This is a genomic window from Flavobacterium glycines (genome assembly GCF_900100165.1).
Lineage (GTDB): Bacteria > Bacteroidota > Bacteroidia > Flavobacteriales > Flavobacteriaceae > Flavobacterium > Flavobacterium glycines.
In genome coordinates, this window is sequence record NZ_FNEO01000007.1 from 151,734 (window position 1) to 171,214 (window position 19,481).

At 31.3% G+C, this 19,481-nt stretch carries 20 protein-coding genes and 1 other RNA gene; 9 read left to right on the forward strand and 12 right to left on the reverse strand.

Annotated features, from left to right (window positions below; all coding sequences use genetic code 11):
* The first annotated feature begins 221 nt into the window (after positions 1 to 221).
* The gene (locus tag BLR17_RS14245) at positions 222 to 887 is read left to right on the forward strand and encodes a spermidine synthase (RefSeq protein ID WP_066326149.1); all 666 of its coding nucleotides are present in this window, start codon (positions 222 to 224) and stop codon (positions 885 to 887) included.
* A 72-nt stretch (positions 888 to 959) separates the two neighbouring features.
* Positions 960 to 1,670, forward strand: coding sequence for a potassium channel family protein (locus BLR17_RS14250; protein WP_066326151.1), 711 nt, complete (start codon positions 960 to 962; stop codon positions 1,668 to 1,670).
* Here the strand turns inward: BLR17_RS14250 and kdsB are convergent.
* From kdsB to BLR17_RS14270, 5 genes are all read right to left on the reverse strand, one after another.
* Complete coding sequence (gene kdsB, locus BLR17_RS14255; protein WP_066326153.1) at positions 1,667 to 2,392, reverse strand: 3-deoxy-manno-octulosonate cytidylyltransferase; 726 nt, start codon at positions 2,390 to 2,392, stop codon at positions 1,667 to 1,669. The two genes, BLR17_RS14250 and kdsB, sit on opposite strands and share 4 nt — an antisense overlap.
* A 134-nt stretch (positions 2,393 to 2,526) precedes the next feature.
* Positions 2,527 to 3,780, reverse strand: a complete 1,254-nt coding sequence (locus tag BLR17_RS14260) for an SIR2 family protein (protein ID WP_083189236.1) — start codon at positions 3,778 to 3,780, stop codon at positions 2,527 to 2,529.
* Positions 3,781 to 3,958: 178 nt separating this feature from the next.
* A complete protein-coding gene (locus BLR17_RS16615) occupies positions 3,959 to 4,129 on the reverse strand; it encodes a DUF2683 family protein (RefSeq protein ID WP_368482853.1) in 171 nt (56 codons plus the stop codon).
* A 20-nt stretch (positions 4,130 to 4,149) separates the two neighbouring features.
* A complete protein-coding gene (ygiD, locus tag BLR17_RS14265; RefSeq protein ID WP_066326157.1) occupies positions 4,150 to 4,980 on the reverse strand; it encodes a 4,5-DOPA-extradiol-dioxygenase in 831 nt (276 codons plus the stop codon).
* Positions 4,981 to 5,132: 152 nt separating this feature from the next.
* Complete coding sequence (locus BLR17_RS14270) at positions 5,133 to 6,011, reverse strand: SDR family oxidoreductase (protein ID WP_066326159.1); 879 nt, start codon at positions 6,009 to 6,011, stop codon at positions 5,133 to 5,135.
* 120 nt (positions 6,012 to 6,131) lie between these two features.
* Here BLR17_RS14270 and BLR17_RS14275 point away from each other — a divergent pair, with 120 nt between their 5' ends.
* Complete coding sequence (locus BLR17_RS14275) at positions 6,132 to 6,500, forward strand: winged helix-turn-helix transcriptional regulator (RefSeq protein WP_066326482.1); 369 nt, start codon at positions 6,132 to 6,134, stop codon at positions 6,498 to 6,500.
* A gap of 299 nt (positions 6,501 to 6,799) precedes the next feature.
* On the opposite strand, the gene BLR17_RS14280 is transcribed toward BLR17_RS14275, so the two are convergent.
* Positions 6,800 to 8,221 (reverse strand): ATP-dependent DNA helicase, encoded by a 1,422-nt coding sequence (locus tag BLR17_RS14280; protein WP_066326484.1) that lies wholly within the window; start codon positions 8,219 to 8,221, stop codon positions 6,800 to 6,802.
* 85 nt (positions 8,222 to 8,306) lie between these two features.
* Entirely contained in the window at positions 8,307 to 8,933 is a 627-nt protein-coding gene (locus BLR17_RS14285) for a hypothetical protein (RefSeq protein WP_066326486.1), read from the reverse strand.
* Between the two features lie 277 nt (positions 8,934 to 9,210).
* Between BLR17_RS14285 and BLR17_RS14290 the strand changes: the two genes are divergently transcribed.
* Positions 9,211 to 10,017, forward strand: coding sequence for a DUF3822 family protein (locus BLR17_RS14290; protein WP_066326488.1), 807 nt, complete (start codon positions 9,211 to 9,213; stop codon positions 10,015 to 10,017).
* Positions 10,014 to 10,610 (forward strand): 16S rRNA (guanine(966)-N(2))-methyltransferase RsmD, encoded by a 597-nt coding sequence (gene rsmD, locus BLR17_RS14295; protein ID WP_066326489.1) that lies wholly within the window; start codon positions 10,014 to 10,016, stop codon positions 10,608 to 10,610. Before BLR17_RS14290 ends, rsmD begins: the two co-directional genes overlap by 4 nt.
* 68 nt (positions 10,611 to 10,678) lie before the next feature.
* Here rsmD and rnpB read toward each other — a convergent pair.
* Positions 10,679 to 11,005, reverse strand: an RNA gene (gene rnpB / locus BLR17_RS14300) — RNase P RNA component class A.
* A gap of 126 nt (positions 11,006 to 11,131) precedes the next feature.
* On the opposite strand from rnpB, the gene BLR17_RS14305 reads away from it, so the two are divergent.
* The 3 genes from BLR17_RS14305 (at position 11,132) to BLR17_RS14315 (ending at position 13,278) form a co-directional block, all read left to right on the forward strand.
* Positions 11,132 to 11,431, forward strand: a complete 300-nt coding sequence (locus BLR17_RS14305) for a hypothetical protein (RefSeq protein WP_066326491.1) — start codon at positions 11,132 to 11,134, stop codon at positions 11,429 to 11,431.
* Between the two features lie 138 nt (positions 11,432 to 11,569).
* Entirely contained in the window at positions 11,570 to 12,655 is a 1,086-nt protein-coding gene (dnaX, locus tag BLR17_RS14310; RefSeq protein WP_066326496.1) for a DNA polymerase III subunit gamma/tau, read from the forward strand.
* 335 nt (positions 12,656 to 12,990) lie between these two features.
* Positions 12,991 to 13,278, forward strand: a complete 288-nt coding sequence (locus tag BLR17_RS14315) for a DNA polymerase III (RefSeq protein ID WP_245683144.1) — start codon at positions 12,991 to 12,993, stop codon at positions 13,276 to 13,278.
* Positions 13,279 to 13,280: 2 nt separating this feature from the next.
* Here BLR17_RS14315 and BLR17_RS14320 read toward each other — a convergent pair whose 3' ends face one another.
* From BLR17_RS14320 to BLR17_RS14335, 4 genes are read right to left on the reverse strand one after another with little or no spacing between them, the layout of a single operon-like run.
* On the reverse strand, positions 13,281 to 13,868 hold the full coding sequence (locus BLR17_RS14320; RefSeq protein WP_066326502.1) for a TMEM175 family protein: 588 nt from the start codon (positions 13,866 to 13,868) through the stop codon (positions 13,281 to 13,283).
* Positions 13,869 to 13,876: 8 nt separating this feature from the next.
* Entirely contained in the window at positions 13,877 to 14,767 is an 891-nt protein-coding gene (locus BLR17_RS14325; protein WP_066326504.1) for a Ppx/GppA phosphatase family protein, read from the reverse strand.
* A gap of 23 nt (positions 14,768 to 14,790) precedes the next feature.
* Positions 14,791 to 16,863, reverse strand: coding sequence for a polyphosphate kinase 1 (ppk1, locus tag BLR17_RS14330; protein ID WP_066326506.1), 2,073 nt, complete (start codon positions 16,861 to 16,863; stop codon positions 14,791 to 14,793).
* 3 nt (positions 16,864 to 16,866) lie between these two features.
* Positions 16,867 to 17,352: a SixA phosphatase family protein gene (locus tag BLR17_RS14335; protein ID WP_066326513.1), complete on the reverse strand. Its 486-nt coding sequence runs from the start codon at positions 17,350 to 17,352 to the stop codon at positions 16,867 to 16,869.
* 717 nt (positions 17,353 to 18,069) lie between these two features.
* On the opposite strand from BLR17_RS14335, the gene BLR17_RS14340 reads away from it, so the two are divergent.
* On the forward strand, positions 18,070 to 19,481 hold a 1,412-nt coding region (locus BLR17_RS14340; RefSeq protein WP_245683145.1), incomplete at its 3' end, for a PKD domain-containing protein.

Genomic DNA, 19,481 nt, shown 5'->3' on the forward strand with positions numbered 1-19,481 from the left:
AAATACAAAATGCAAGTAAAAAACAATAGTACAATACAAATCAATAGTATACACTTTTAAATAAAAGTATTAATTACTTCTACAACTACCTACAAAAGTTATTACTAAATTCAAGACTCTTCATTTTTCAGACAATTGTTTGTAAGAAAATAATTTTACTTTTTTATTTAAAAAATAGCGCTTTTAGGATATAAAAGTTATTTTTGAGAAAAAGCAGATTCATGTTAAAACGCCTACTTAGCTATTTATACCCCATAAAAATTTACAGTCAAAAATCAGATTTAAGCAAATCAGTAGAAGTCACTTGGGCAAATGGTGATTTGGTTATTGATTCACTTAATACCAATTATTCATACGGTAGTCTGCAACGTATTTTGAAATTGGGATTGAAAAATATTGGTTTTGCCAAAATAAAAAAAATGGAATCAGTTCTGGTTCTTGGAGTTGCAGGCGGGAGCGTAATTAAAACTTTAATAGATGATATTGGGTTTTCGGGAAAAATAACCGGAGTAGAAATTGATTCGGAAATAGTTGAAATTGCCAATCGTTATTTTAAACTAGACAAAATCCCACAGCTCGAAATTGTAATTGACGATGCCTTCGAATTTGTTTTAAAAACGAAAGACAAATACGATTTAATTATTATAGATATTTTTCAGGACACCAAAATGCCTAATTTTCTTTTTGAAACTTTTTTCATCGACCGTATTTGCTTTCTGTTGAAAAGCAAAGGCAGTATACTTTTTAACACTATGATTTTAAACGAAGCCGACAATCTTCGCAATCAAAAATTAATTAGCACATTCAGAAAAGGAAACTTCCTCATAAAATCAATTCCAAGAGTTGAAAAACACAACGAACTCATTGTTATCGAAAAATTACTTTAACATTTCCCTCTTGAGATTAGTTTGACTAATCTCTATTATTTGTACTTTAGACTTGGAAAACAAATTCAAAAAATGAAAAAGATAATCCGGAAATTACTTTTAGGGAATGTAACTAATTTAAGTGACCCTAAGTTGAATCCAATTCAAAAACGAATTCAGAATATCAAAGCCATTTGGAACAACGATCATCAGGATGATAATGGAATTGAAAAAATTGTTCGTTTGTTATTATCTTCTTCACAATTAATTTTTCCGGGGATTTACATAAAATATTTGGCTTCTAAAAAAGGAACTGAATATGAAGATTTGGCTATGGATTTCTATATTTTGACAAAAGTTACCATGCCATTAATTATTATCATTAATTATTGGCAACAATATCCTTATATCTTAGCAATAATGGTTTATGTAATGCTTGAAACAGTTTTATACATTCCTACATTAATTTTTGCATCCGATTTATTTTCAAAACCACGCTCCTATAAACGCTCGATGCTTTTACTATTTTTTAATTATTTAGAAATTGTATTCGGATTTGCTGTTTTGTATTCTACCGGAGATTATTTAAATCAAAAGTTTGCCCATTGGTTTGATGCAATTTATTTTAGTATGGTAACTTCTTCAACTATTGGTTTTGGAGATTTATATCCTGTAGCTGCTTTTGGAAAATTCTTAGTAATGACGCAATCGCTTTTGGTATTAATGTTTGTAGTTTTATTTTTAAATTTTTATTCCACTAAAATAGATTCCAAAGGCTATTTTGAAAAAAGCAAAAAAGACTAAACAATCTTTCTTGCTTTCTCTAAATCTTCTTTAGTATCGATACCAATTCCGGCATGAGTGGTTTCAACCATTTTAATTTGTTTGCCAAATTCCAAATAACGCAATTGTTCCAATTTTTCAGAAGCTTCCAAAGATTTCATTGGCAAATGGTAAAAATCCAACAAAGCCTGTTTTCTAAAAGCATACACCCCGATGTGTTTCATATAACGCACACCTACATTTTTTTCTCTTGGATATGGAATCACCGAACGTGAAAAATACAACGCAAAGTTGTTTTGGTTCACCACCACTTTCACATTATTTGGATTGTTGATTTCTTCTTCGTCTTTGATTTCATACATCAATGAAGCCAAATCGACTTTTTTATCCACGTCATTTTTGAAAACTTCGATTACCTCTTTTAAAGGCTCAGCATTGATGAAAGGTTCGTCACCCTGAACATTGATTACAATATCAACATCCAAATTTTCCACCGCTTCAGCAATTCGATCACTCCCCGATTCGTGTTCTTTGATACTCATAATCGCTTTTCCGCCATGAGCAACAATTTCGTCAAAAATTAAATTGGAATCCGTTACCACAAAAACATCATCAAACAAATTCGTATTTACTGCTGCCTGATAGGTTCTTAAAATGACTGTTTTTCCTCCAAGATCCTGCATTAATTTAGCATGAAATCTTGTGGAAGCGTAACGGGCGGGAATGACTGCTATTATTTTCATAGTGAATTTTATTTTTGCCACAAAGGCAGAAAGTGGCAAAGATAGATTTAAATTTTTTATAGAAATTAATTAACTAGTAAATTTAATTATTTCTCAATTTTGGCTACTAAGAAAGCTATAAATATTAATTTGACTTATTTTTTAAGTTCTTCTTTGATAATTTCAGCATTATCACATGCCGCTAAAAAACCGTTATACCATATACTTAATGGATATTTTTTATTTCTCGAAAATTCAAAAGAATTATTTTTCTTATAATCAATTATAGTATCGGGAGGCAAACATATGCTACCATTACCCATTTCATCTCCATTAAACGGAATAGTTTCAAACAACCTATAGCTCCATGAATCAGGTCTTTTGTACATTGCTTCTGTTTCGTCAGGAAAATAATCAATTACTACAACCTGTCTTTTTTTTGTAGATTCCATTCGGTGTGAAGGAAATAATTGATTCAAATGTAAATCACTAAAACCATAACCAATAAAAAGAATTGCATCAGAATCATGTATTAATTTATCTATTTTCATATAATATTGACGAAATGGTTCTCTTAGAATTTGATTAGATTTATCTAATCCAGTAATAATAGTTGAATTTAAAAAGTAATTACCTTCACTGGTATAATTTACATTTCTTTGAGAAGATCTATCTTCAAAATTCATATCCAAACTATTATTCCAAGTTATTTCATGCATTTTAACTCCTTTACCATTCATCGTAAAATGTACTGAACCATGAATATGATAACAAAAATTCCAATTGTCATGATAAAATTGATTTTTATCAAATTTACCTGTATCTACATCAAAACCAGTAAACAAATCTGGAAGCGTTTTTAAAATTACATTATCATAATTTAAATTTATAAAACCAATCTCAAACTCTTCTTTTAAAATCTCAAAAAACGCTCTAACTTTTGAAAGTTCACTTCCTTTATTCAACTCTAACTCTCTACATTTCTTTCGTATATGATGTAATAATTTATCAACTAAATATGATTGAAGTTGTTTGAAATCATCTGCATCAGGCATCACTGTTTTTTCAAAATATCTTTTTATTTCAGGAAACTCTTTTATTTTAAAAAATGCTTTTAACCCTTTATCATTTTTATAATCTCTATGCAAAGTATTACTCATTGACGATAAAAACTGAATTATATATAAAATAGATTCAAAATTTTGTTCCAAGGTTTGACTATTCCCTTGAGTTAAATAATATTTTTCTACTTCTTCTTTAACCCATCTATATAGATTTCCGCTTTCATGAGAATTTAAAGAATAATTTTCACTTGCCCAATTATCAAATAATTTATCAATCTCTCTTACTGAAGGCATCCCTAATTCTATTGATCCCCCTGCTCCAACAACGATTAAAAGTTTCTTCACAATATTTATATTTTATAAGGTCTACAAACTATTTAAAACTAAATAACAAAAACAATTTAAACAACTAAATTATATAATCTTTATCGAAATCGTACCCAAAGAATTTAAATTCGAATCAACAAAAAACCTCACTAAATTAGAGTGAGGCTAATTTTTTATATCAAAAAATCATTAATACTTATTCCCATAAATCTTCTATAGAGATTGTGTTACATTCACCTCGTTTATATTCTTCTCTACCTTCTTCAACTAATTTCACAAAATCAGGATTGTAATAACAATCATTTTCATTTATTACACTCATAAAAAATAGTTTAAAAGTTATTTTTACAAAAATAATGAAAAACAATAATTCCTTAAATAACTAGTCTAAACAATCTTCACCGAAGTCATACTCAAAGAACCACCTAATAATTTATCATTAAACAAACTCAATTCTTCGTTTTTTTCTTTGAGACCCAAAGTATAAATTAAAGGTAAATAATGTTCCGGTGTTGGGATTGCCAGTTGCACTGCCGTACCTCTTTTTTCATAATCAATCAAAGCCTGGAAATTTCCATCTAATAAATAAGAGTTCACTTTTTCTCTGGCTTCCATTGCCCAGTCAAAACCATAATTATCTACGTCCATATTATAGAAATCCACTAATCGTAAATTATGAACTATATTTCCGCTACCTATTATAAGGATACCTTTATGGCGCAAAGCACTTAATTTTTGTGCCAACTCAAAATGATATTGTGGCGATTTAGAATAATCAATGCTCAACTGAATCACCGGAACATTGGCTTCGGGATACAAATGTTTTATCACACTCCAGGCACCATGATCCAATCCCCATTCGTGATCGAGTTCAACTTCTATTGGTAATAACAATTCTTTAGTATCAATTGCCAACTCCGGACTTCCCTGAGCGGGATATTGAACCGCAAACAATTCTTTAGGAAAACCACCAAAGTCATGAATCGTTCGGGGCATTTCCATCGCGGTGACTTTTGTCCCTTTGGTAAACCAATGCGCCGAAATACACAAAATAGCATTGGGCTGCGGTAAAGTTTTTGCCAAATTTCTAAAACCTGCTACAAACTGATTTTCTTCAATGGCGTTCATCGGACTTCCATGTCCCAGGAACAATACAGGCATTTTTTCGGTATTCGAAAAAGTACTTGAAATTTTATGTAGGTCGTTGAGTGTGTTCATAAACAAATATATTTAAATCTTTTTTAGCATTAAGAAATTTAGCTCATTCGAATTTAGTCCATTTTCTTTCGCTTCTAAAATAGTACAACCACAAATTACACCTATTATATAGATGTAATTTGTGGTTAACAAAACTGCAATCTTTTAATTTTTTATTTAGAATAAACTTGTTTCAAAAAATCATTCAGACTTGCAGGTTTTCTACCTAATAATTTTTCCAAATCACTTGAATCAGTTTGAAACTCTCCTTGTTTAATAGCTTCTGCAAAACCTACAAACATTCCGATGTATTCACCCGGAACTCCTGCGTTTTTTAAAACTTCGGCATATTCTTCTGAAGCCGGACTTATGTATGCTATTTCTTTATTTGTTATTTTACTTAAAGTTTCGGCAATATCCTGAAAAGAATAATTCTCAATATTATTCATACTGTATTCTTTGCTTTCATTTGCGTCTGAAATCAACACATTGGCTGCTGCTTCGGCCAAATCATTTCTGGAAACATAAGCTGCCTGACCTTCTCCTGCCGGAAAATAAATCCCTGATTCTAAAACCTGCTCTCCTAAAAACATCGGCAATACATCCAGGTACAAATTATTTCTAAAAATAGTATAGTTGATTCCGCTTGCTTTGATTGCATTATCGGTATCAATATGCGATTGGGCTAAAAAAACAATTGGAGAAGTTTCAGTTTCATTTTTACGTTCGAAACTTGTATATATTATATGTTTCACTCCGGCTTCTTTTGCTGCCCGAACGGCATTCAATTGTTGTTTACTTCGGTTTACCAAATCAGTTCCGGAAACCAACAACAGTTTATCGATACCCTGAAAAGCTGCCAGCAAAGAATCGTAATTATCATAATCTCCTATTTTCAAACTAATTCCTTTTGCTGCCAATTCGGATGCTTTTGCTTCGTCTCTAACCAAAGCCGAAATGTTTGCTGCATCTACACCTTTTTTCAACAGAAAATCAATTGTTAATTTTCCGAAATTCCCTGTAGCACCTGTAACTAAAATCTTTGCACTCATTATTTTTATGTTTTATGATTTATTTTTATTCAAAGTTAAGTACATTTGCTATATAAAATATACCTACATACTAAAATACACTACTATACTTTTGTATAGCAACAATAAAATCAACAGATTATGGAAATAGAAAATGTAATCAGTTTTAAAGAAGCCAAAGCCTGCCCAATTCAATTTGTACTGGCAGTTAATGATACTTTGAATGTAATTAACGGTAAATGGAAATTGCCAATTATAGGTTCCTTATTATTTGAAAAAAGACGTTTTACCGATATTCAACGTAATATTCCAAAAATCACTCCCCGAATGTTATCCAAAGAATTGAAAGATTTAGAAATGAACGGAATGGTCAAACGTACCGTTTATGACACTACACCTATTACAGTGGAATATGAATTGACCGAATCGGCTAAATCATTGAGTGATGTTTTGGATAAAATGTTAGAATGGGGAATTCAACATAGAGAAGCAACGATTGCCAAAAATTAATCGACAATTGTGGCTTTACTTTTTTACCATTAAGAAATTAAGAATCTTAAGCTTCTACTTTACCTAATGAATCTTAGTCTTAATGATTTAAAAACAAAAAACTTTACGGTTAGCTTTTTTACCACATAAGGCATAAAAGTTTTTTTTCCTCAGCCTAACCTCACTAAAGCTTTATAAAAGCCCATATAAGTAAATGGATAAAATATCTTTGCGGATAATCTTTCGTAAATCTTTTAAAACTTTGCGGTTAAAAAGACAAAACTTAATAACTTAAATCTTAATGGTTTATTTTTTAAACGTTAATCAACAAAACTTTCATCTTTGAAACCTATTAAATATAATTTGTTTTTGGCACGGGTCATTGCGGTGTACAACCAGCGAATGTAATCTCTGTCAATTCCATTAGGCAAATATGGTTGTTCGATAAAAACCGTGTTCCATTGTCCACCTTGTGATTTGTGACAAGTAATGGCATAAGAAAATTTTACCTGAAGTCCGTTGAAATATTCATTGGCTTTGACTTTCTGGAATTGTTTGAATTTGGTTTCGCCTTCATAATCTTTCAATACTTCCTGATATAATCTGTTTGATTCTTCGTAAGTCAAAGAAGGCGATTCACTTTTTATAGTATCCAATAATAAAACGGTTTCAAAAGGTTTTTGATTTGGGTAATCGACCATACGGATTTTTACTTTGGCAAACTTAAAACTATACAATTCGACAATTTTAAAAATTTCCAGAATTTCGATAATATCACCATTAGCAATAAAACCCGCTTCATCGGATTCTTTCAGCCAAAAATAGTTGTTCTTCACCACCATCAAAAAATCACCTGTGGAAAGTTCGCTTTCTTTATCCAAAATTTTAGACCTGATTTGCTCATTATATTGATTGGCTCTTTTATTCGAACGAACAATAAAAGCCGTGTCTTCGATACTATAATTACTATAAGCCGAATTGATGGCATCCTGAATATCGTAACCATCAACTAATCGAACAATATCTTTGAACTTTCTGACATCAAACTGAAAATCGGTAATGAAAGAATCTTTTAATAATTCGCGAAGTTCGGTTGCATTATGCAAAATTCCGGAACTCTCTTCCTGACGCATTACTTCATCGAGTTCGATATAATCAACATCCTTATTATAATTCATACTTAGCGTTTGAATATCTAGCGCCGGACTAACATCTAAATTCACCGGAGGCAACTGAGCGGTATCACCCAGCAAAATCATTTTACAATTGGTTCCCGAATAGACATAAGAAATCAGGTCGTCGAGTAAAGAACCATTGGCATACATTTTAGAATCAGAATCTACATCTGAAATCATCGAAGCTTCATCGACTATAAAAACAGTATTTTTATGTTTGTTTTGTTGTAATGTAAAAGAAACTCCACCACCTGAATTTTTCTTTGGGAAATAGATTTTCTTGTGAATGGTAAATGCCGGTTTCTCCGAATAATTGGCAATTACTTTTGCCGCGCGACCTGTTGGTGCCAGCAAAACATATTTTTTATTGATCTCTCCCAGATTATTTACAATAGTCGAAATCACTGTAGTCTTCCCTGTTCCCGCATATCCTTTAAGTACAAAAATGCTGTCATTACTAGTTTCGGTCAAAAAAATCGCAATCTTCTGAAAAAAAATATCCTGATTGTAAGTAGGTGAAAACGGGAATCTCTTTTTTAAAAGACTGTAAAACTGGAAGGAAATCATTGTTGTTATTTTGCTGCAAATTACGCCAATTAAAAATGAATAGCAATGACAATATCAATAGCAAAAAACAATTTCAATAGCAATGTCAATAAAACAACTTATCATAAATATCAAATTTTTCAAATGGAACAATCCCAAAATCTTTTTTTGTCAAAATAGTTTCACCCGCTTTAACAACTGCTTCTGCATCTGGATTATTATCTGGATTAAGCTTAAAATATTCGGTTCCAACTCTATGCAAAAACCAATTCTCTTTTAAGTTATCATATTTAAAAGTAATAATCTTTGACCATTTATCATTACCACCAACGGTATAATGCTCAACTGAAAAATAACCATTCTTTATTTTCACACCTTCAAAAGAATCTCCATGAATAGCTCCAGAACAATCAACACATAAAACCGAATTATCATTACGCGCTCTTAATTCTAATTTATTATTTGAATTTCCAATTAAAATTAACAAAGGTCTCTTTTCTGGCTTATCCTCATTGAAATTTGAAAGGATTGCTTCATTATTTTTCTTTAATACTAATATATAATCATCATAATTATCATAATTCAGATTTCCTCTTACTGTACCGAGAATTTCATAGCCTTTAGGTACAAATTTTAAAATCTGATTTTTATTAGATAGAGTTATTACATCTTTATTAAAATCTTGTGCCGAAATATGCAAAGCAAATAACATTGTTATAATTAGGTACTTCATTCTTTTAATTAATATAGATTGATTATTTTCAAATATAACGCCTTTTAGTAAAAGAAATATATTCTTACTTTATTTAATAACATATCAAAATAAAATTGACTTTTTGGCATCAAATCTCTTTTCTACCTATTATATATGTATTAAGTAATCTGCATTTAAACATCACTCGATATTAATTTAATCATTTCAATTGTAATTGATTTATTTGAAATTGCAATTGCCATTGATTTTTGCCATTGAAATTTGTAAGTTTGCCATTCAGAAAAAATCTTCATTAATGGACATCACCGAAAAGAAATATAAAAAACTCTCCATTCAGGTTTCGCTGACCGGACTTTCTTTTTGCAGTTTTGATACACTTAATAATACGGTGTCATCATTTAAGGAAATCCATTTTGACCATTTCGACAAAAATCTTAAGATTGAAGATTTGTTTGCCAATGCTTTTGCCGAGCATCCGGAACTGAATGAACAATATGATGATGTGCTGGTAATTCACAGTAACAATCTTTCGACTTTTGTTCCGACTCCCCTTTTTGATGAAAATTATCTGGGAAGTTATTTGCAATACAATACCAAAGTTTTCGAAACTGATTTTTTTGCTTTTGACGAAATCAGCAATTACGAAATCAATGCCGTTTATATTCCTTATGTGAATATGAATAATTTCTTTATAGACAAGTTTGGTTCTTTCGACTATAAACATGCCAACAGTATTTTAGTCACTAAATTATTAGATACTTCTAAAAATGTAGATGCTAAAAAAATGATGGTTCATTTTAACCAGGGGCATTTTGAAATTGTGGTGATACAAAATCAAAAATTATTATTGTTCAATTCTTTTGAATACCAAACTCCGGAAGATTTTATCTATTATATTTTGTTCACTGCCGAACAACTCCAAATGAATCCCGAGAATTTCCCTTTGGAACTAATTGGGAACATTAACACCGAAAGTCCGTTTTATAAAATGGCTTACAAATACATTCGCAATGTTTCACTTATAGATGTGGAAGATTTAAAATGGAACAATTATTTTACTGAGGCCGAAAACCGAAATCATTTTATACTTTTCAATTCATGAGAATCATTTCCGGGAAATACAAAGGAAGACGCATCAACCCACCAAAAGGTTTACCTGTTCGACCTACAACCGATATGTCCAAAGAATCCTTATTCAATATTTTAAACAATCATTTTAATTTTGATGGTTTAAAAATTTTGGATTTATTTTCCGGCACAGGAAATATCAGTTACGAATTTGCTTCCCGAGGTAGTGAACCCATCACTGCTGTTGATGGCGATTTTGGCTGTGTAAAATTCATCAAACAAACCGCTGCGGAATTTGATTTCCCAATTGCAGCCATCAAAAGTGATGTTTTTAAATTTCTGGAAAAATGCAATACTTCATTCGATATCATTTTTGCCGATCCTCCTTATGGATTAGATCAAAATGTTTTTGAAAAAGTGGTTTTGTTAGTTTTAGAAAACAACATTCTAAACGAAGACGGAATGATGATCATTGAACATTCTAAACATACCAGCTTAGAACACTTACCTAATTTTTCTTTTCAAAAAAATTATGGAGGTTCTATTTTTAGCTTTTTCGAATTTGAATCTGGCGATGAAGAAACCGAAGAGGATTCCCATGAAGATGATGATTCCGAAGAAGAATAATCAATACAAAATTCAATAATAAAACCATTAAGAAATTTCAATTCCTTAATGGTTTTATTTTTTTAAAGAAAAAAAACAGACCTATAAGCCGGATTCTGTATTCCGATGAACGGAACCCTTATCATTTATCTAGCCTTATTGTTACCAACAAGATCAAGCTACCTACCCTTCAGCAACGGACGAGAAACCCTTAAATGCTGATATACTTGGTATTTCACCGCATAGAGTTTACCTGGTTTCACTACAGCATTATCTGTACATACTTTCTGTTGCACTTGTCCTATCCCGTCCCGAAAAACGAGATGACGGGTGTTACCCGCTATGCCTCTCTATGGTGTCCGGACTTTCCTCTCTCTCGTCCCAAAAGACGAGACAGCGATAAGGCGGTCTGTGGTGCAAAACTACAATAATAAAAGCGGGCGAACAAGTCCTGCAAGGCTACTTTAACAAGCATTTTTCAAGCCATTAAAAATAAAATAGTTATATTTAAGTATGTTTTTAACCTTTTAATATTTAGTATCATGAACACTATATATCACTACGATTCTGTTTCAAAAGCTTTGGACGAATTAAACGAAAATGGTTTTAATTACGACTTTAATCAACACGAAGATCTGATTCTAAAAAATCCTCACAATTACGAAATCAGACATATCTATCGTTATGAAGGAGAATCTAATCCGGATGACGAAGCAATTGTTTTTGGTATTCAGTCAAAATCAGGAAAAAAAGGCGTTTATGTAGCCGGTTTTGCAGCAAATTCTATCAATGAAACCGCTCAACTTTTATTAAATATCAGTATTAAAACCGGAAAAAAATAGAACAATAAAATTTTTTATAAGTCTTCAAAATTCAAAATAACAGAAAATCAAATCTCTAATAAATTCTAAAAATCTTTTAATATTTTAATTTTTCAATCATTAAATTAAAACCTATATTTGCTTTCGAATAGAAAATTTATGGAACAATTTATAGTATCAGCCCGCAAATACCGTCCACAAACATTTAATGATGTTGTGGGACAAAAAGCGATTACAAATACTTTATTGAATGCCATAGAAAACAATCACTTGGCTTCTGCCCTTTTATTTACAGGTCCCAGAGGTGTTGGAAAAACTACTTGCGCCAGAATTTTGGCTCGAAAAATCAATCAGCCCGGTTATGATGATCCTAACGAAGACTTTGCTTTTAATGTTTTCGAATTGGATGCTGCATCAAACAACTCGGTTGATGATATTAGAAATCTGATTGATCAGGTTCGTATCCCGCCACAAACCGGAAAATACAAAGTCTATATTATAGATGAGGTGCACATGTTGTCATCGGCAGCTTTTAATGCTTTCCTGAAAACCTTAGAAGAACCGCCTAAACATGCTATTTTCATTTTGGCAACGACCGAAAAGCACAAAATTATCCCAACCATTTTATCGCGTTGTCAAATATTTGACTTCAAAAGAATTACCGTAAAAGACGCTAAAGAACATTTGGCTGAAGTAGCTAAAAGTCAGGAAATTATTTTCGAAGACGATGCTTTGCATATCATTGCTCAAAAAGCCGATGGTGCCATGCGTGATGCTTTGTCTATTTTTGACAGAGTAGTTTCTTATTGCGGAACTAATTTAACACGTCAGGCAGTTACCGAAAATCTAAATGTTTTAGATTATGAAACTTACATTAGTGTAACCGATTTAATTTTAGAGAATAAAATCCCGGATTTATTGGTAGCTTTCAACGATATTCTTTCAAAAGGATTCGATGCACATCATTTTGTAGCCGGAATAGCTTCTCATTTCAGAGATTTATTGGTTAGTAAAACACCATCAACTTTAAGTTTATTAGAGGCTGGTGAACAAGCTCAAAAAATGTATGGTGTTCAGGCACAAAAATGCACACAGGAGTTTCTTTTGCAAGGAATTGCCATTGCCAATGAATGCGATTTAAAATACAAATTGAGTCAAAATCAGCGTTTACTGGTTGAACTTTGCTTAATGCAATTGGCCTCTATCACTTTTGATGGAGAAAAAAAAAAGTTGAGTCTTTCATAATTCCACCTACTTATTTTAGAAAAAAAGACTATTCAATAGTAGAGCAATCTAAACCTATTGAAACAGTAGCTACTGCTCCAACAATTGCTCAAAAGGAAATTCCGACAGCAGTTCAAACTCCTGAAGCTCCAAAAAAAGTAGAACCAGAAACTACCGGACCTCAATTTTCAGCCTTATCATTATCGAGTATTCGTACCAAAAAAGCATTAGAAGACAACAAAAAAGTAGTCGTAAGAGAAACCGTTGATTTACCAACCGAAGCTTTTACGGAAACAGAAATGTTGTTGCAATGGACCAATTATGCTAAAAGATTAGGTGACAAAGGTTTCAAAATCATGGAATCTTTATTACTTATTAATGATCCTGTTTTAAACGGAACAACCATTAGTATCGAATTACCAAATGAAGGTTCAAAATTGGATTTCGAAAAAGAAATGAATGGACTTTTAGGTCATTTAAGAGGCCATCTACATAATCACAATATTAAAATTGACATCATTGTGAACGAAAATGTGACTATCAAAAAAGCATTAAATGATCAGGACAAATACAATCGCTTACACGAAATAAATCCAAATATTGAATTATTAAGAACAACATTTGGATTAGATTTAAACGCTTAAAATTATTTTTTTTCGGAATTTAAAATTCTTTTTTCTATTCGAGTATCCGGAACCAACCACATCAATGCGACTATTAAATAAATAATTAAGGAAATCCATTGATTGAAAAAAGAAATTACAATTGCTGATAAGTATAATCCCTGAGAAAATTTACCTTTCATATCTTTTCCAACGGCCTCAGCTAAAAAAGATTTTTCACCATCCAAACAAATAATAGTAGTTTGAAGAATCACAAAGGCAATTGCAGACATGAAAAGTACAATTCCATAAACTGTTACAGTAGCTTTTGCAAAATCATGCTCACCCATCCAGGCTGTAGAAGCCGGAATTAAAGACAGCCAAAAAAGTAAATGAAGATTTGCCCAAAGAATTCTACCATTTACTCTGGTAGCACTATGCAATAAATGATGGTGATTATTCCAATAAATCCCTACATAAATAAAACTCAGAACATAACTGATAAATACAGGAAAAAGAGTCAATAAATCACTAAAATGTTCTCCTTCGGGAACTTTCAACTCTAAAACCATGATAGTAATAATAATGGCTAAGACACCGTCACTGAAGGCTTCTAATCTTGTTTTATTCATATTACAATTTATATTTTACCAAAATACATAGCTTTAACAATACCATCTGAAAGTCCAATTTTAGGGACATAGATATTTCGGGCACCACTCCATTTCATTGCGTTCAAATAAATACGAACAGCTGGTATAATTACATCGGCACGGTCAGGATTCAAACCTAATTCGGAAATTCTTTGATTGTAGGTTAACGAATTTAAAAAGGCATATTGCGAATTGATATACAAATAAGACAAAGGCTTATCCTGCATTTTCCCCGACATCTTGAATAATTTATTAATGTTACCTCCCGATCCTATGAGGGAAACTTCGTCAAAATCGGCGGTATTAGTTTTAATCCATTTTTCAATTTCTTCCCATACCACATCATGAACCATTTCATTAAGCAAACGAACAGTACCTACTTTGAACGATCTTGAAGTCACTATTTTGCCATCTGAAAACAAAGTAAATTCGGTACTACCACCACCTACATCAACAAACAAATAAGTCTTATCTGTCTTCAATAAATGGTGTAAATCAGTCGAAGCAATAATAGCAGCTTCTTTTTTTCCATCAATAATTTCAATTTTGATATCCGCTTTTTTCTTAATAAGTGCTACCACTTCTTTACCATTATAAGCTTCACGCATGGCTGAAGTTGCAAAAGCTTTATAAGCTTCCACTTTGTGCACTTTCATTAAAAGATTAAATGCCTTCATTGCATCAATCATTCTATCTGAATTCTCAGCCGTAATTTCCCCTACTGTAAAAGCATCCTGACCTAAACGAATAGGCACACGCACCAAGGAACTTTTATTGAATTGGGTTTCTTTTCCTTCTTGTTCAACAATATTGACAACTAATAATCGCATGGCGTTAGATCCAATATCGATAGCTGCGTATTTCTTAATTTTAATCATTCTTTTCCTTTATTGATTATCTTTTAAAAGATAACTTCTTTTAACAAATCTACTTTTCTTTGGTAATATTTGTACGTTTCTAACTGAGCTCTAAATATATTTTTACCGTCATTTTTACGGTATTTATTATCTAATTTATAAGAATGAAAACGTGCTTTAACATTTCCTTTCCATCCTATATCAAAATTTTCAATTAATTCATTTTTTATTTCCTGATCATAAATAGGACATGTTACTTCAACTCTTCCATCTAAATTTCGAGTCATAAAATCAGCAGAAGAAATATAAACTTCCGTTTGGCCTCCGTTACCAAAAATATAAATTCGGGAATGTTCTAAGTAATTATCAACGATACTAATAGCTTCAATATTTTCACTCAGCCCTTTTATTCCCGGTATTAAAGAACAAATTCCTCTAACCTCTAATTGAATTTTCACTCCCGCATTACTTGCCTCATATAATTTATCAATCATATCAAAATCCGACAAGCTATTCATTTTCAATTTCATATAAGCTACTCTGCCAGCACGGGCATTCAAAATTTCTCTATCTATGAATTTATAAAACTTCGAACGGGTATAATGTGGAGAAACAATCAAATGTTTATAGCGGTGAACTCTATAATTAATATCGAAGAATTCAAATATTTTTGAAATATCTTTTAATATTTGTTGATGACTTGTAAAAAGAGTTACATCTGTATAAATTTTTGCAGTTGCTTCATTAAAATTTCCGGTTGAAATAAACCCGTAACGTTTATTTTTACCATTTTCAATTCTTTCTATTACGCAAATTTTACTATGTACTTTCAAACCTTTGATACCAAAAATAAGTTCTATTCCTTCTTGCTGCATTTGTTCAGCATAAGATATATTAGAAGCTTCATCAAAACGGGCTTGTAACTCAATTTGAACAGTTACTTTTTTTCCATTTTTTGCTGCATTAATCAACGAACTAATAATTTGAGAATTCTTAGCTAATCGATATAATGTAATTTTGATAGTAGTTACTTTCGGATCTAAAGCAGCCTCTCTTAAAAATTTGGTTAAATAAGAAAAAGACTGATATGGTGCATGCAAAAGGTAATCTTTTTTGCTTATTTTTTCTAAAATACTACCTTCCAGACTAAGTCCTGGAATTGGAAGAGGTATGTTTTTTTTATAGAGTAAATCATATCTTCCTAGGTTTGGAAATTCCATATAATCTCTCCTATTATGATATCTCCCACCCGGAATAACACTATCAGTAGATACTATTTTCATTTTTTCTAAGAAAAACTGCAGCGTATCTTCTTCAATCGTCTGATCATAAATAAAACGTACCGGTTCTCCGATTCTTCTTTCTTTTACACTGGTAGAAATTTTTTCAAGCATACTTTTACTCAAATCACTATCAATCTCCAATTGAGCATCTCTGCTTATTTTTATCATATGAGCACTCACACTTTCATAATCAAAAATATTAAAGATACTTTTTAGATTATGTCGAATAACATCATCAATGAGGATTAGATATTTTTTGTTGTCATTTGAAGGCAGAACAACAAAGCGATTCATTGTTTTTGGAATCTCGATAATTGCATAATGCACTTCTGCATCTTTTTTCATGACTAATTTAACAGCCAAATAACCCACATTGTCTTTTAACAATGGAAATTCTGCCAAATCATTCAAAATAATCGTTACTAATTCAGGACTTAAAGTTTGAATAAAAAAGTCTTTTAAGAAAAATTCTTGTTCATCAGAAATTTGATTTTCATTGATGATGAATATATTCTCAGTTTCTAATTTTGATTCTATATCTTTTAATATAGCTAAACTTTCTGATTGATGTTCGATGACAATTTCAGTAATATCCTTAATTAATTGTTGAGCCGATATACCTCCTAATATTTTTTCCCCCGTTTTCCCTGACAAACTCAATCTGCGAATAGCAGCAAAACGAACCCTAAAAAACTCATCTAAATTATTGGAAAAAATCCCTAAAAATCGTAATCTATCTAATAATGGAACTGAATCGTCTGCTGCTTCCTGAAGAACTCTGGCATTAAATGCTAACCAACTTTTTTCTCTATCAATATATTTTTGATCAAACATTTTTTATTTTAAATCTTTTGGCATTATTATTTTTTTAGTCTTTCCTTTACTAATACTGTCCCAATTATCCGTATCAAATTGCAGCGAAACAAAGCCACTTGTAGGAACATTATCAATAAATACATCTCCAAATTTATTAACAAAATTTGTAATTGCAGCATTATGTCCAAAAAGAATTACACTATCAAAACTATTTGTACAAGATTTAACAACGCTTTCTAACTGTTTTTCATCAAAAGTGTATAAATCATCTTTGAAAACGATGTTTTCTATAGGATACAATATATTTTGCGCAAAAATGACAGCTGTATCTGAAGCTCTTTTGGCAGGACTACTCCATATAATATATTTTTTAGGAAGGTGTTTTTGAATATTGGATGACACCAAATGTGCATCTTGCAGCCCCCTTTGATCTAAAGGTCTGTCTATATCTTTTAATGGCATATCCCAATTTGATTTTGCATGCCTTACTAATACTAAATTTTTCATAGAGCCTCTTTTTTATTTAACACCTATTTTTTTAGAATTTCCTTATTAGAAAGATACAATTAATCTTGGAATATTTTTTACTATAAAGCCAAAAAAAAAATAAAATTTCAGCTCTGACTGTTTAATTTCACCTGTATGGTTTCAACAAGTCTTACTTAATAAAAATGTAATTAAAAAACTACTTTTGTTAATTTTTAACGTATTTTATCCTTGTTTTTTGCTTTTTATCGATTTTTTTATTGTACCATTCATTTTAAATTTATAAGTTTGGTATAAATTACATATACCAAATAATCTATTTTACAGAAAACACAATATAAATTTTTATTAACAAAATACTGTTCATAAAACAAAAAACAAAACTCCGCTCATCATATAATATAAAGAGTGCAAACAAAAAATTATAGTTTTCTAGGGTTTGTTTTACAAATAAAAACGCTCTTTAACGAGTATTTATGTTGTTCAAAGAGAAAATTTACAATAAAAAACTAATGTGAGTAGCTTAGCATTAAAATTAAATAGAATATTTTTCTAGCTATAGAATTTAGCTCCAACTATCTTAAAATTCATTTATATGAAAACAAAAACTAACCTATCCTCAGAAACAATCCTAATATCAACAAAAGATTACAGAAAGCACTAATTATTTTGTGACTAAAATTGGGTATTTTTTGTATTTTAAGAAATTCATCCCAAATTTATTTAATAATAAATATTATGAAAAAAATTACTTTTATTCGATGTTTAGCATTTATGGTCATGTTGTTCACTACAACAACTGGTTTTTCACAAACTATATTTGCAAATCTTACTCCTTCAAATTCTACAGCTTGTCCACCTGCCGGTTGTACTGCTAATGACGTAAAAATTGGGGAAGTTTATCTTGCAGATGCAAATGGTAACAGATTAACAACCTGTAATTCTGGAGATCCTATCACTACCCAATATTTATGGGTACAAATAACCGATGCCAGTTCGAAATACGGTCTTTATATGCAATTTAATATGTATAAAGGAACCCAAGAAATTGACGAAAATGGCGCCAATATTTCAGATGGCAATACAAACAAAATAACTGTTGGTGATAATCGTCAAATTACTCCTGGGAATTATAGAATGATGGCGTTACCATCTTATACTTGCGGTGATTTTATTACACTTAAAGATATTTATTTAGCATGGCAAACACCTCCTGGTGGACAGGCTACAACTGTAACTCCTGGATGTGCTGGCACAAGTAAATGTTCTGCTGAAAATTTACCAAATACCATAATTGTCAATACACCTTTAGCTGTTAACTTTACATACAACCCAAGTTGTACAGGAAACACTTACCAACAAGTAACATTTACCAATACCTCTACAGGAGGAGACGGAACTTTAACCTATTTATGGAATTTTGGAGCAGGAGCTACCCCTTCAACTTCTTCAGCTAGTGGTAATTCACCCAATCCAATAATTGTTACTTATTCTTCAAGTGGAACAAAAACAGTTAGCCTAAAAATTACTGATAGAGATGGAGATACTGATACAGAAACAAAGTCAATAGAAGTTGGTACATGTTGTACTATTGCAATTAATTCAATAACTAAAACGAATATTGCTTGTTATGGAAACTTGAACGGTACTGTAACAGCAACAAAAACTGGTGGTACAGGTACTATAACTTACGATTTATTGCGATCAGATACTTCTGGAGGCACGTTTAGCGCTTCTGGATTACCTACAAACGGAGATTCTACTGGTAGTTACACTGGTTTAGGTGTCGGTTATTATAAAGTCATAGTATCGGAAGCTAACGGATGTAACGTTACAAGTTCTGAAGTTCAAATTACTCAACCTACCGCTTTAACGGCTTCAGTTACTGCTCAAACTAATGTAAATTGTTATGGTAACAACTCTGGCAGTATAACTGTAGCTGGTGCTAATGGTACGGCTCCTTATTCTTATGCTATTGATGGAACTACTTTTGGCAACAGTGGAACTTTCGGTACTCTTGCCGCTGGTTCTTACACAGTAACTGTAAAAGACGCTAATAACTGTACTACTACTCAAAACTTTACTATAACTCAGCCTGCAGCAGCTTTATCAGCTACTATATCTAATTCAACTAATGTAAATTGTTATGG